The organism is Kordia sp. SMS9 (genome assembly GCF_003352465.1).
Lineage (GTDB): Bacteria > Bacteroidota > Bacteroidia > Flavobacteriales > Flavobacteriaceae > Kordia.
In genome coordinates this window covers 2,737,543-2,753,899 of record NZ_CP031153.1, presented here as the reverse complement: position 1 = coordinate 2,753,899, position 16,357 = coordinate 2,737,543, and the positions used below count along the sequence as shown (strand labels likewise).

Below are 16,357 nucleotides of genomic sequence, written 5' to 3'. Positions count from 1 at the left end.
TTTTCTTATTTGATTTTAACTAATAGTTTCTCTATCTGGTTCGTATAATTTTTCTATTATTACTTTAGGATCTGAAGTAGCGCGATGAATCATTTGTTCAAAAATCATATATAGATTTTTCATTCTTTCTTGGGGCAGCAACATCTCTAAATGTCTTACATGCAACCAAATTCCATCATCAAATTTGTGTATATCAATAGCTAGTTCATAAACAACATTGTCGTCATTTATCAAGTTTGTATCTATATTTTTTACACTTCCATCATGCGTAAAATAATTGATATGAACTGGCACATGGAAAGACAATGAGTGATTACAATCATAATGCATACGTTGTACGGAATACATGGAATGTTCTGATGCTTCAATAATTGCTTTATCAACTTCTTTTATGTAGCTTGAAAATGATTGATTTTTATTGACTTTTGTTTTTATAATAACACCACTTGCCAACCATCCATAGATTTCATTTAATTCTTGATTTTTTCTAAGTGTATCTGGGTATGCAACAAAAATATCTTCTTGCTGTGTAATATTTGAAACCCATATTTTGATAATAGCTGTAATAACACTAAATAAGTTAGTGCCCATTTCTTTGGCAAGGATAGATAACTTCTGAGTGATGTCTTTAGACAGTACTTTGTTAAATGATTTTCCTTCAAACTCAGAGAATCTATTGATCACATAAATCAATGAAGTTTCCATTTCAACTCCTAGTGCTTCAACTTTTGACACTACTGTCTCTTTTTCCTTGTTTCTTCTTTTTTGATAATTTTCAAAATTTTCAACTGTGGCAAGAGTTAGGGCGGGCAAACTAGCCCCTGTACTACTCTTCCAATAGTTAGAACTTCTCACTTTTTCACTTTCATTTACCTGGCTAATAGAATATGCAAAGTCTTTAAAGTAATACGATATAGGTTTTAATGTAGCTTCTCTTTGAAAAATGTACGAAGAATAAATTTCGAATAAATCGTGTACCGGATTTCCTCTTCCTCCTGTTAATATATGCGGAATGGTAAAGCAAATGAAATATTGATTTTCTGGAATTTGAATCACCAACACTCTAAATAATGGAGTGCTCCCCAAATCAAAGGGACGTTTTTTATCTTCTTCTAGAAATGCTTTGATCAAACTTTCATTTGCTAAATCTTGGTATTCCACAACATAATTAACGTCTTTAAATCCACATATTTTTTGTTTTATTTTGCCGTTATCTATAATAAAAGTAGTCCTCAACAACTCATGTCTTTTTACAAGATCTGCAAGAGCTAATTCAAAAAACTCTTTGTTGAGGTACTGGAGCATGTGCGTAATTTGCAGGTTTTGTTGTAATGCAGACTGATCTTTAATTTGGAAGTAAATCCACTCATCAATTTGTGCATCAAGGACAGGATAGTATGGTTGCGTTGGCGCCTTATGCAGCACAAAATCTAATTGCTGATTTGTACCATTTACAAGCGTAGCAATTTCCTTAATGGTAGGGTGGGCATAAAATGCTTGAATTTTAATACTCTTTCCTGTCTTTTCCTTAAAAATAGACATCACACGAATCATCGTGAGACTGTTTCCTCCTAGGTTAAAGAAATTATCTTCAATTCCTACTTTTTCTTTTCCTAGAATTTCTTGCCAAATTTCAGACAAACACTGTTCCGTTGGATTGGTAGGTGGTTTGTATTCTTTTTTCAATAAGGCTTCATCAAAAACACTAGGTAGTGCTTTGAAATCAACTTTCCCGTTGGGTGTAAGTGGAATATACTCTAGTTCTACAAAGAAACTTGGCACCATATATCCTGGCAACTTACCTTGCACAAAATCACGTAGACTTGTTTTATCTATTTCTGTTCTGTTTTCTTTGGTGTAATATGCTACAAGAGCCTTTTCTCCATTCAGTTCTAGCACATGAGCAACAACTTGTTTGATGGATGTACTAAATTGTGAAATATTAGATTCTACTTCCCCTAACTCAATACGAAATCCTCTAATTTTTACTTGAAAATCTTTTCTTCCTAGAAATTCTAATTCTCCATTACTTTTCCACATCCCTATATCACCTGTATTGTACATTTTAGAATTCTTATCAAAAGGATTTGAAACGAATCTTTCTTTTGTCAACTGCTCGTTATTAAAGTATCCTTTACTGATTCCATCACCTGCAACGTAAATAGATCCAGCAATTCCTGTTGGTAAAGGATTCAATGCTTCGTCTAAAACGTATACTTTATAGTTATCTAAAGGGGTTCCTATATTTGAGGTTTCTATTGGTAGATTCAATTTTTTCATACTTGCCCAAATTGTTGTCTCTGTGGGACCATACATATTCCATAATTCTGAACAGTTTTCTAACAACCAAGCGGCAATGGTCTCACTCATTTGCTCACCTCCAGATAATATTCTTAATTGATCGCTTCCTTTCCAGTTTGCATTCAATAACATTTGATAAAAACTCGGTGTAGCTTGTAAAATTGTGGGTTGTATTTCAGATAATTCTTCAATAATTAAGCTAGGGTCTTCCAAGGTTTTAAAGCTTGCGATATACACAATTGCTCCCGAAATTAAAGGAGTAAAGAAGTCTAACACAGATGGATCAAAAGAGTAGGTTGTTACAGAAAATAAGGTGTCATTTATACCTATTCCCAGTTTTTTTTGAATTCCTAACAGTGAGTTCGCTACTGCTTGATGGTGTGCTTCTATTCCTTTTGGGTTTCCTGTTGAGCCTGATGTATATATGATGTAAGCCGTATCAAATGGAGAAATCTGAATTGATGTATTGCCTTCTAATTTCAAACTCTCTTTAAGAACATCTTGAATCAAATGAACGGAAGCACCATCTAAACTATTTAACGAATACTCTTCTTCTTTGAAGACTATGTTTGCCTTACTGTTTTGAATCACATAATTTACCCGTTCCTCTGGATAATTTGGATCTACAGGGATGTATGCTCTTCCCGATTTTAAAATTCCCAGTAAAACCACAATGAGTTCGGCAGATCGATTGAGTAGTATTGCGATGGGCAGTTTATCATCATCACCATGTGTTTTAGATATGAACTCCGCTATTTGATTGGATCGCTTATCTAACTCTAGATATGTATATGACGAATCGTCATCTTTGAGGCAGATCTTATTGGGATGCTGACTTACTTTCTCTCTAAAAAGGTCTATAATGGACTTGTTTTTTGAATAGTCTGCTTGTGTCTGATTAAAGCTAGTTACTACCTGCTCTTTTTCTTGATCTGATAAATAATTGATGGCATCAAGTTGAAGCTCTGAATTTTTTGAAATTTCTTCAAGCAGATTTTCCATGTGATCACACAAACGAATCGCAGTCTCATCATTAAACAAGTCTGTATTGTATTCTAAATCTAAAAACAGTTGACCTTTCTTGTCAAAAAAGTTAAAAACCAAACTGAACTTACTCGTTTTGTGTTCTATATGGTTATATGTTTCAATAGTTAAATCTGAATTGATTTTTTTGACTTCATTATCGTTAATATTATCAATATTGTGCAGTTCAACCATTACCTCAAATAAGGGGTTTCGACTCAATTCTCTTTTAAGATCTATTCCTTCAATAATCCTTTCAAAAGGGAAGTTCTGATGAGAAAAGGATTTGAGTACAACATCTCTTGTTTTGAAAAAAATAGAGTCATACGTTTCTTCTGAGCCACCTTGAATCCTCAAGGCCAAGGTATTTAAATAATACCCTATTTGATTTTCTAATTCACTGCTATTTCTACCAGCAATTACAGTTCCAAGAACAATGTCTTTTTGTGCAGTGTATCGATTCAATTGAATGTACACAAGAGACAACAAACTCATAAAAAGCGTTCCATTGTTCTGTTGACTATGTTTTTTTACCCATGCAGTTACTTTTTTACTGAAAACCTTTGAAGTGGATTTTCCATTGTAGGATTGCAATTGCAAATATGGCTTATCTACAGGTAAATTGACAACAGGAATTTCTCCTTTAAACTGATCTATCCAATATGCTTCATCCTTTTTCGCTTTCTCTGAAGTAAAGTAATTATTTTGCCAAACAGCAAAGTCTTTATAATGAAGTTGTAAAGGTGGTTTTACGAGTGGTTTATTCAATACATTCAGCTGATAGAAAGAAAAGAGTTCATTGAAGAATATACCCATAGACCAACCATCGCTTATAATATGATGCATGGAAAAAAGAAAACAATATTCTTGATCCTTTAGATGGTACAATTTTGTTCGTAATAGAGGTGCCTTCTGTAAATCAAAAGGTGTTTTAAAATCGTTTTGAATTGCTTCTTTTACTGAGTCCTCTGGAGAATTGTTAGTTCTTAAATCAACATAGTTAAACAGTTCATCTCCAATTACATTCTGAAAAGGAAGAATGGCTTGTTTGATTTCATTTTGATCGTTTTCAATAAAATAGGTTCTAAGCGACTCATGTCTTTCAACAATTGAAAAAACTGCTTTTTTCAAAGCATTTATATGTAGATTGCCTGTCAGTCTGTGTGCTCCCGTAATGTTATATGCAATACTAGCATTTGGAAACTGAGCCAATATCCAAAGTCGTTGTTGAGAGAAGGACAAAGGATAAAATTTAGATGCCGAAGCTTTAGAAATTTTGATTCTTTTTTTAGAATTGTAATTTTTTAAGTACTCAATAATTTTGGCTTTGTTTTCTTTGATAGTAGGTATAATGGAATCGTCATAATCTTCACGAAGAAGAGACAATTCTAAATCTTCTCCAGACAATTCAACAATAATTCCTCCTTCTCTAGCTTTTAAAAGTATATCAAAAATTCCATCCATATTAAATTATTATTTTCTTAATTGGTTTAGTTGTAGCCTCAGAGGTCATACCTTTAAGGGAATTAGATTTTTCTATTTCTTGCGATAGATTTGCTATGGTTGGGTTGTCATAAAAAGTAGACCAATCTATTTCATAATCGTATTTTTCAAGAATCCTTGATGCCATGGTCATACCTGTAATACTATTTCCTCCTATTTCAAAATAGTTGTCAACGAGACTTATGTTCTCTAAAGCAAGTGTTTCTTTAAATAAATGAGTCAGCCAAATTTCTACTTCGCTTGAAGGCAAGAGTTTTTCCTCAGTATCTACAATAGATAAAGTAGATGGTAATTTATCTTTCAGCACATTTCCGCGCTCGTCACGAAATATCTTCTCTACAGGAATGATACGCAATGACAGGAATAGATTTGAGAAATAGCGGTTTACCTCATTTTTCAATGATTTTTCTGCTATATCTGTACTAGAAACAACATATAGTAAAGATGCTAACTTTTCATTATGGGTATCCAAAATGAGTTCACAATCTTGAATATCTTGATGTTTTAATACAATATTTTCTATTTCTTTGGTATATAACCTAACACCGTCAAACACATAAATTTTATCAGTATTTCCTAAAAAAGAAAATTGACTTTTCGATTGTTTTTTAGCAAATGAATCTGTCTTTATAACCCTTTTCTGCACTTTGTTAATGGTAAGAACTTCACTTGCCTCAAAAAGAGGATCGTCAGGATTCACTTCCAAGAATATTTTTCCTGTAGCATTTATGGGTAAATGATTGAGTTCATCGTCAAGAATGAAAAATCTTTCAGCAGAAGTCATGTGAGAAAATTGCTGCCTCATTGTCTCATCAAACTCAAAAGCCGTATGTTCATAATCAAACAGAAAGTCTACTTCTTTGTTTAGAATACTGATGTCTTTGGTTATGTTTTCAAGCAACTTTGTAAAATGTCTGATTATTCTAATAGCATCTTTCTTTTTGTGCTTTTGCTTATCAAAAGAAAACTTTAATCCAAGATTGTGATCTGTTTTTATGAACGTAAAACTCAATTCTGTTTTTGTAGCTTCAACATCAGTATCTTTAATTTCGTTGGTAGGGAATTTTTGATCGTTACTAGAGTTAACTAAACGAATAATAGTGTTGAACAAAGGGTTTGTTTTGTTGATCTTAAAATCGTCAATCAAATGTGTGTAAGGATAATTGGTATGATCAAAATCTGTAAATAAATTATTATTAACCTCGAATAAGGTCTCCTTAAAGGTTTTTTCTGCTTCAATACTCACGAAGTTGACCAATGTATTGACAAAGAATCCAGCTACGTCGGTAAAGTCGGCTTTATTCCTATTCGCAATAGAAGTTCCTATATATAGATACTTTTCTTTTGTATAGTGATTTAAGAGAAGTGATAGCGAAGAAAGTAAGAAAGAGAAAAGGGTTACTTGCTCTTTTTTTATGTTTTCTTCTATTGCTTTTACCAAGTTATCATCAAAGTAATAACTCAATACGCCAGCTTCCTTATTGGCATTTGGATTGTGCGTCCCAATACGAATTCTAGCGAGCTTCCCTTTGGACAATCGGTCATTCCAATACTGTTTATCTGAGGTATATTCATCGGATGCGAGATAGTTGTTCTGCCAAATTGAAAAGTCTTTATATTGAAAACTTAGTTCCTTCATCTGGCGATTCCTGTCATGATAAATGGTATTGAATTCTCTATCGAGAATCGAATTTGACCAACCATCTGTGATGATATGATGCATTTTGATATTCAGGATCATTTCATCTTTCAAATGAAATAATTGCATTTTGATGAGTGGTCCTTTTTCTAAATCAAAGTCATAATTACTTTGCTTTTGAAGAAGGTAGAGTTGTTTATTGGTCTCCTGACTGAGGTTGTAGTAATAAAATATATCCTCTAACTCATCTAACTCCTTGATTACTTGAAATAATTCATCTTTTTCTTTTACAAATACAGTACGTAAAGATTCATGTCTTTGTAAAATTAAAAAAACACTCTCCTTTACATGATTGATGTCCGAAGTATTTGGTAATATGAGGTTGTGCTCTAGAATGTATGGATTCAGTCCAACTTTATTCTGACATTCAATCCAAATAGCCTTTTGCCCTTGAGACGCCAACACTTTATTTGTGGTTAACTCAGATTTTCTTTGAACATCTGGTGTTTTCGAATCGATTAACCCTGCTAATGTTTGTATGTTCTGTGTCTGGTAAAACTCATTGAATGTGATGGTAATAGATAAATCATTGTACACGCTATTTAGGATTTTCATGAGTAACAAACTATGTCCGCCTAGTTCAAAGAAATTATCTGTAATTCCTACTTTTTCAACTCCCAAAACTTCTTGCCAAATTTCCACAAGCTTTCTTTCTGTTTCAGTACTTGGAGCTTCGTATTGGTGTCGAATGATATCTGTGGCATGTACTGCTGGTAATGCTCCTTTGTCTATCTTACCATTGGGCGTTAATGGAATCTCATCTAACAACATGAAGTAGCTTGGTATCATGTAGTTTGGCAACTTCTTTTCTATATACGACCTAAGATCTGATTTATCTATATTTATTTTGCTTACGTAATATGCAACGAGTTCATCTTGAGCGTTGCTGATATTGAGAACTACTTGTTCGATTTCTTCTGAGTATTCTAGGATTTTTTGTTCTATCTCTCCAAGTTCAATACGATAGCCTCTTAGTTTTACTTGCGTATCTTTCCTGCCTAAAAACTCTAAATTTCCATCAGGAAGCCATCGCGCTAAATCGCCTGTATTGTACATGCGTGCGCCATCTTTAAAAGGATCGTTGCTGTACTTTTGTTGCGTTAGTGATGGTTTGTTGAGATAGCCTCGTGTGACACCAGCTCCTGACATGTATAAATCTCCTGAAACTCCTACTGGAACAGGTTGTAATTCCTTATTAAGTATGTAAACAGCCGAGCCATTGATAGCGTTTCCTATTGGAATAGATACTTCGTACTTTTCCTCTTTTGATAATTTATATGATGTACTGTACGTAGTATCTTCTGTAGGTCCATACAGATTGCGAACTTCCAATCCTTGAGATAAAAGTCGCTTCGCTATATCTACTGGGAAAGCTTCTCCTGCTAGGTTAACTACAGTAGCATTAGCTAAACTTACACCATTGTCCAACAAATAGCGAATGCTTGAAGGAACCGTATTGATCAGCACCTTTTTATCCTTATTAATTTCATCTGCAATAGCCAAGGCATTTGGTAAAATCTTTAGTCTCTTCCCAATGCTTAATGGATAGAAAATCTCGTAGATAGAAAGATCAAAACAATGCGAAGTGACTCCATAAACGACCTCAAAACAATCACTTTCAAATTCTTCTTTTGCCCAATTTAACATTGCAATCGCGTTGCCGTGTTCAATCATGACTCCTTTAGGCTGTCCTGTAGTTCCAGAAGTGTAAATGATATAAGCCAAGTCATTTGGTGTATTTTTATTCTCTAAATTTTCTTTGTGAAATTGTTGTTCGTGTTTGTCAAATATTTCAATCGCCTGTTGATCAACCACGACCTTACAATTGCTGTCTTTTATGATGTACGAAATGCGTTCTTCTGGATAATTAATATCGATAGGAATATAGACCGCTGATGATTTTAATACTCCCAGAATGGAGATAATCAATTGCGCACTTCGATCTAATTTCACTCCTATAAAATCGTTAGGTTGAACCTTATGTGTGTGTGTTAAATACTGAGCAAATTGATTCGCTTTTTCATTGAGTTCTTTATAAGTGAGTTGCTGATTCTCAAACTCCAAAGCTATTATATCTGGAGTCGCTATCGCTTGAGCTTCAAACATACTAATCATAGAAGGAACATTCACAGCATTAGTTTCTTGGGTTGTTCCGAAGTCAGTAATTAATTGTTTTATATGCTCATCAGATAAAATGGATAAAGAATCAATAGTTTCTTCTGAATTCGTAACCCCAGCACTTAAAAATTTCTTTAGATGTGAGCACAAATCTTCAATCTGATTTGCTTGATATATATCTGTGTTGTATTCCAATACCACGTGGATTCCTTTGTGATCCTCACTGAATGAAAAACTTATATCAAACTTACTCACGTCTCTTTCAATATCGCTGTAAGGAGTGATGTGCAAGCCTTCTAAGGCAACTGCTGTTTCTCTTTGGTTTTGCAATACGACCATCACATCAAATAGTGCCGATCTTGAAGTATCGCGCTTCAATTTGAGCTTTTCTATTAATGAATCAAATGGATAGTCTTGGTTTGTGTAGGCTTCTACTAGTGTTTCTTTTTGGGTTTCTACCAACTCTTTGAAACTGTTATTGCCTTCGAACCTCGTTCGTATCGCAAGTGTGTTCAGATACAATCCAACTTGATGCTCTAAAGCTTCGTGGGAACGTCCTGCAATTGGAGCGCCTATGATGATATCACTTTGATTGGTGTATCTGTATAATAGTCCGTTCACACCTGCCAGTAGCGTCATATACAAGGTAGCACCTTGCGCTTTACTGAACTGATTGAGTTTCTCACTTAGTTCTTTGCCAAAACTATAGTGCTTGGTGCTTCCGTTGTAGGTTTTTACCAGTGGACGTCTTTGGTAACTTGGCAGTGCTAATACTGGAAGTTCTCCTGTAAACTTTTCGAGCCAGTAATCTTCTTGTTTTTGAATTGCCGCTTGTTGCTCCTTACTTTGACTCCATACTACATAATCTTGATATTGAATAGTAAGTTTAGAAAGTGTTACTTCTTCTTGATTGATGAGCTGCTTGTACACCTGCATCAATTCTTTGGTGAGTACTTCCATAGACCAACCATCGCCGATGATATGATGAATGGCAAATAATAAGTAGTATTGATCCTTTGATACTTCAAGCAGCCTTGCACTTAGTAGTGGTGCTTTACTTAGATCGAATTCTTCTTGGTAGAATGATGCTATTTTTGCCTCTAGTTCCTCTTGATTGATTTGTTGCGTGTCAAGGGTAAAGTTTAATGCTTTTGCTGAAAGTATCTTTTGGTAGACTTCTCCATCTTTTTCCACAAAATACATTCGTAAACTATCATGGCGTTCTATTAAATAGCGGAAAGATAATTCTAAAGCCGTAGCATCCAAACTTCCTTCCATCTTTAAAACTCCTGGAATGTTGTAGGCTTGTCCGCCACCTTCAAACTGACTTAATACCCAAAGTCTACCTTGTGACGAAGTCAAAGGATACAATTCCTGAACTGGTGCTTTGGGAATGGATTTGTAATTGGTCGTGGTAATTTCTTTACTGAGTCCTTTAATGGTGGGGGAAACAAAAACTTGTTGTACCGTAAGACTACTTTGCAGTTCTTTGTTAATCTTATTGATCAGTTGAGTAATCTTTAAACTATGTCCGCCTAGTTCAAAGAAATTATCGGTGATTCCAACTTTATCTACTCCCAAAACTTCTTGCCAAATTTCTGCAAGTTTTCTTTCTGTTTCAGTACTTGGAGCAATATATTCCCTTTCGCCTAAACCTTCTATAGAGTATTTTGCCATCGAATTCCTATCTACTTTTCCGTTTGGAGTCAAGAGTAATTCGTCAACTCTTTGGAAATAATTCGGAATCATATATTCTGGCAAATATGCTCTTAAAAATTCTGTCAAGTGCTCTCTATCAATTTCATTTTCACTTGTATACAAGGCTACTAAGTATTGTTCCCCTTTATACTTCACTGCATCTACTATAGCCTGTGAAATTGCCTCTTGTTGTACTAGTGCTATCTCTATTTCACCTAATTCAATTCGATATCCTCGAACTTTTACTTGCGTGTCCTTTCGTCCAAGAAAATCAATATTTCCATCAGGAAGCCATCGTACTAAATCGCCTGTTTTGTAGAGTCGTTCACCTGATTTAAAAGGATGAGTAATGAACTTTTCTTCTGTAAGTTCTGGTTGGTTCAGATAGCCTCTTGACAATCCTACTCCTGAAATACACAGTTCGCCTGTTACTCCTATAGGTTGAAGCTCTAATTGATCGGATAAAACATATACTTCTACATTATTTACTGGCTTTCCAATAGGGATTTGCAACCCTTTATATTGTTTATCTATCTTAGTAATCGTAGAACTAATCGTTGTTTCGGTTGGACCGTATTTATTGTAAGCTGTAACTTCATTTGCTAAACCGTTCAAAAGTACGGAGTTGAATGGCTCTCCTCCTGAAATCAATCTTTTTAAGGATGTTACCTTGTGTAAGTTTGGTATTTGTTGCAAATAGCTAGGCGTAGCATGAAAGTGTGTTATTTCATACTTATTCAGGTAATTGTCAACAATAGAAGTAGGATTCAATTCTTCTTTTGGAATGACCACAAATAAAGCTCCTGTTAACAAGCTCAAAAAGATTTGCTCCAAAGAAGCATCGAATGCTGGATTTGAAAACTGAGCTATTTTGTCTGAAGCATCAAACTCAAATTCAGCTATTTGGTTTTTTATGTAATTCACTAAGCTTTTATGCTCAATAAGCACGCCTTTGGGTTGTCCTGTAGAGCCTGAGGTATAAATTACATAAGCTAATTGATCAGAACTGATTGCTACCTTTGGAATCCTCGTGTCTTTTTCCTTAGTTTTAAATTCATTAAGGTATTCTTCTGTAATTGTCAATATACATTGACTATCGTGTTTGATGTAATCTTTTCGCTGTTGCGGATATGTTGGATCTATTGGTACATAAGCGCCACCTGTTTTCAATATCGCCAACAGACTTACAATGAGCCATTCACTTCTTTCTAATGCTACCCCAATTAAGGATTCGTTCTCTATCGTTGTATTTGATAGCAGATCGTTTGCCATGGCATTGGATAAATCCTCCAACTCTTGATAAGTCAGTATTTCTGTATCATCAATAATAGCTGTAGCTTCTGGCGTCTTTGCTACTTGCTCTCTGAACAAATCAATCACAGTTTTGTCCTTTGGATATGCTACCTTAGTGTCATTGAAGGTCGCTAATAGTTGTGTCTCTTCTTCCTGAGATAAAATTGTTAAAGATTGAATACTTTCTTCTTGATGCTCTAGTGCAGAAGTGATGAATTGTGCTAAGTGATGGTATAATTGGTCAATCAGTTGCGCATCGTAGATGTCATTATTGTATTCTAAACGTAGATGGATGCCTTCTGTATCTTCTGTAAAAGAGAAGCTGATATCAAACTTACTTACGTCTCTTTCAATATCGCTGTAAGGAGTGATGTGCAAGCCTTCTAAGGCAACTGCTGTTTCTCTTTGATTTTGCAATACAACCATCACATCAAATAGTGCCGATCTTGAAGTATCGCGCTTCAATTTGAGCTTTTCTATTAATGAATCAAATGGATAGTCTTGGTTTGTGTAGGCTTCTACTAGTGTTTCTTTTTGAGTTTCTACCAACTCTTTGAAACTGTTATTGCCTTCGAACCTCGTTCGTATCGCGAGCGTGTTCAGATACAATCCTACTTGATGCTCTAAAGCTTCGTGGGAACGTCCTGCAATTGGAGCGCCTATGATGATATCACTTTGATTGGTGTATCTGTATAATAGTCCATTCACACCTGCCAGTAATGTCATATACAAGGTAGCGCCTTGCGCTTTACTGAACTGATTGAGTTTCTCACTTAGTTCTTTGCCAAAACTATAGTGCTTGGTGCTTCCGTTGTAGGTTTTTACCAGTGGACGTCTTTGGTAACTTGGCAGTGCTAATACTGGAAGTTCTCCTGTAAACTTTTCGAGCCAGTAATCTTCTTGTTTTTGAATTGCCGCTTGTTGCTCCTGACTTTGACTCCATACTACATAATCTTGATATTGAATAGTAAGTTTAGAAAGTGTTACTTCTTCTTGATTGATAAGCTGCTTGTACACCTGCATCAATTCTTTGGTGAGTACTTCCATAGACCAACCATCGCCGATGATATGATGAATGGCAAATAATAAGTAGTATTGATCCTTTGATACTTCAAGTAGCCTTGCACTTAGTAGTGGTGCTTTACTTAGATCGAATTCTTCTTGGTAGAATGATGCTATTTTTGCCTCTAGTTCCTCTTGATTGATTTGTTGCTTGTCAAGGGTAAAGTTTAATGCTTTTGCTGAAAGTATCTTTTGGTAGACTTCTCCATCTTTTTCCACAAAATACATTCGTAAACTATCATGGCGTTCTATTAAATAGCGGAAAGATAATTCTAAAGCCGTAGCATCCAAACTTCCTTCCATCTTTAAAACTCCTGGAATGTTGTAGGCTTGTCCGCCACCTTCAAACTGACTTAATACCCAAAGTCTACCTTGTGACGAAGTTAAAGGATACAATTCCTGAACTGGTGCTTTGGGAATGGATTTGTAATTGGTAGTGGTAATTTCTTTACTGAGTCCTTTAATGGTTGGGAAAACAAAAACTTGTTGTACCGTAAGACTACTTTGCAGTTCTTTGTTAATCTTATTGATCAGTTGAGTAATCTTTAAACTATGTCCGCCTAGTTCAAAGAAGTTATCGGTGATTCCAACTTTATCTACTCCCAAGACTTCTTGCCAAATTTCTGCAAGTTTTCTTTCTGTTTCAGTACTTGGAGCAATATATTCCCTTTCTTCCAAACCTTCTATTGAAACTTTTGGCAGTGCTTTTCTATCAATCTTACCATTAGAAGTGAGTGGTAAGGCTTCCAGTTTTATAAAGTACTGCGGAATCATATATTCTGGAAGATAAGAACGAAGCGTTTCTTTAAGGTTTGTTGAATCAATCGCGCTTTCTGTTACTAGATAAGCAACCAAGTATTTGTCTTGACCTTCCTCTTGTACTACAACTACAGTAGCATCTACGTCAGTTTGTTGATTCAATGCGTATTCAATCTCTCCGAGTTCAATGCGATAACCTCTGAGTTTTACCTGCGTGTCTTTTCTTCCTAAAAACTCTAAGTTTCCATCAGGCAACCATCGGGCTAAATCTCCCGTTTTGTAGAGTCGTTCGCCTTTTCTAAAAGGATGAGATATGAACTTCTCGCCTGTGAGTTCAGGTTGATGTAAGTAACCTCGTGATAATCCAGCTCCAGAAATACATAATTCCCCTATAACTCCCTTGGGTTGTAAAGTGTGCTTGTAAGAGTCTAGGATGTATATGTGTGTATTTGCTATAGGTTTACCTATAAGTACAGGAGAATTATCATCTTTAGATACACTGTAATTAGAGGCAACTACTGTATTTTCAGTTGGACCATAATTATTGTATAATTCACAACCTTCAACATTTTGAATGGTTAATGCTTCTCCTCCAGCCAATATCTTTAATCCTTTGGGTAAAGATGTGGTCTCTAATTCTTGAACAACTTTTGGAGATAAAAAACAATGTGTAATCTTGTTTAGTCCAAGAAATGCAGATAAACGCGAGGTATTTAGTCGAATTTCATTGTCTGATATTGGAAATAAACAACCTCCAAAACAGAGGTAGGGAAAAGTTTCCCAAACAGAGGCATCAAAAGCCATAGAAGCGTATAATGTTGCTCTGCTATTGTTATTAAGATTGTATTCATTTTTGTGCCAAAAGCAAAGATTGACTAGACTTTTATGCTCAATAAGTACGCCTTTGGGTTGTCCTGTAGAACCTGAGGTATAAATTACATAAGCTAATTGATCAGAACTGATTGCTACCTTGGGAATCCGCGTGTCTTTTTCCTTAGTTTTAAATTCACTTAGGTATTCTTCTGTAATTGTCAATATACATTGACTATCGTGTTTGATGTAATCTTTTCGCTGTTGCGGATATGTTGGATCTATTGGCACATAAGCGCCACCTGTTTTCAATATCGCCAACAGACTTACAATGAGCCATTCACTTCTTTCTAATGCTACGCCAATTAAGGATTCGTTCTCTATCGTTGTATTTGATAGCAGATCGTTTGCCATGGCATTGGATAAATCCTCCAACTCTTGATAAGTCAGTATTTCTGTATCATCAATAATAGCTGTAGCTTCTGGCGTCTTTGCTACTTGCTCTCTGAACAAATCAATCACAGTTTTGTCCTTTGGATACGCTACCTTAGTGTCATTGAAGGTTGTTAATAGTTGTGTCTCTTCTTCCTGAGATAAAATTGTTAAAGATTGAATACTCTCTTCTTGATGCTCTAGTGCAGAAGTGATGAATTGTTCCAAGTGATGGTATAATTGGTCTATCAGTTGCGCATCGTAGATGTCATTATTGTATTCCAAACGTAGATGAATGCCTTCTGTATCTTCTGTAAAAGAGAAGCTGATATCAAACTTACTCACGTCTCTTTCAATATCGCTGTAAGGAGTGATGTGCAAGCCTTCTAAGGCAACTGCTGTTTCTCTTTGGTTTTGCAATACGACCATCACATCAAATAGTGCCGATCTTGAAGTATCGCGCTTCAATTTGAGCTTTTCTATTAATGAATCAAATGGATAGTCTTGGTTTGTGTAGGCTTCTACGAGTGTCGCTTTTTGGGTTTCTACCAACTCTTTGAAACTGTTATTGCCTTCGAACCTCGTTCGTATCGCGAGTGTGTTCAGATACAATCCTACTTGATGCTCTAAAGCTTCGTGGGAACGTCCTGCAATTGGAGCGCCTATGATGATATCATTTTGATTGGTGTATCTGTATAATAGTCCATTCACACCTGCCAGTAACGTCATATACAAGGTAGCGCCTTGCGTTTTACTGAACTGATTGAGTTTCTCACTTAGTTCTTTGCCAAAACTATAGTGTTTGGTGCTTCCGTTGTAGGTTTTTACCAGTGGACGTCTTTGATAACTTGGCAGTGCTAATACTGGAAGTTCTCCTGTAAACTTTTCGAGCCAGTAATCTTCTTGTTTTTGAATTGCCGCTTGTTGCTCCTGACTTTGACTCCAAACTACATAATCTTGATATTGGATAGTAAGTTTAGAAAGTGTTACTTCTTCTTGATTGATGAGCTGCTTGTACACCTGCATCAATTCTTTGGTGAGTACTTCCATAGACCAACCATCGCCGATGATATGATGAATGGCAAATAATAAGTAGTATTGATCCTTTGATACTTCAAGTAGCCTTGCACTTAGTAGTGGTGCTTTACTTAGATCGAATTCTTCTTGGTAGAATGATGCTATTTTTGCCTCTAGTTCCTCTTGACTGATTTGTTGCGTGTCAAGGGTAAAGTTTAATGCTTTTGCTGAAAGTATCTTTTGGTAGACTTCTCCATCTTTTTCCACAAAATACATTCGCAAACTATCATGGCGTTCTATTAAATAGCGGAAAGATAATTCTAAAGCCGTAGCATCCAAACTTCCTTCCATCTTTAAAACTCCTGGAATGTTGTAGGCTTGTCCGCCACCTTCAAACTGACTTAATACCCAAAGTCTACCTTGTGACGAAGTCAAAGGATACAATTCCTGAACTGGTGCTTTGGGAATGGATTTATGACTTGTATGTGCAAGTAAACTTAAAAGTTGTTTTTTTTCTGCTCTGATTTTATTAATCAATTCAGGTGTTAAAGCACCCTTAGGAGCTGCAACTTTTAGTTCTCCATTTTCTTCTCGTAGTTGAACTCCGAGTTCAATAAGTTTTTTTATTAATTCCAATATTAT

Annotated in this window: 2 protein-coding genes; both read right to left on the bottom strand. The window is 35.4% G+C overall.

The genetic code is table 11. The annotated features are described in order from the left end of the window. Positions 1-15: 15 nt before the first annotated feature. Positions 16-4,788: a non-ribosomal peptide synthetase gene (locus KORDIASMS9_RS11900; RefSeq protein ID WP_114903049.1), complete on the bottom strand. Its 4,773-nt coding sequence runs from the start codon at positions 4,786-4,788 to the stop codon at positions 16-18. A 1-nt stretch (position 4,789) separates the two neighbouring features. Continuing rightward, positions 4,790-16,351 (bottom strand): non-ribosomal peptide synthetase, encoded by an 11,562-nt coding sequence (locus KORDIASMS9_RS11895; RefSeq protein ID WP_114903048.1) that lies wholly within the window; start codon positions 16,349-16,351, stop codon positions 4,790-4,792. Between the last annotated feature and the right edge of the window lie 6 nt (positions 16,352-16,357).

What these genes read in the sequence shown, in the direction of transcription:
- KORDIASMS9_RS11900 (WP_114903049.1), bottom strand. Translation starts at nt 4,788, where the DNA reads ATGGATGGAATTTTTGATATACTTTTAAAAGCTAGAGAAGGAGGAATT.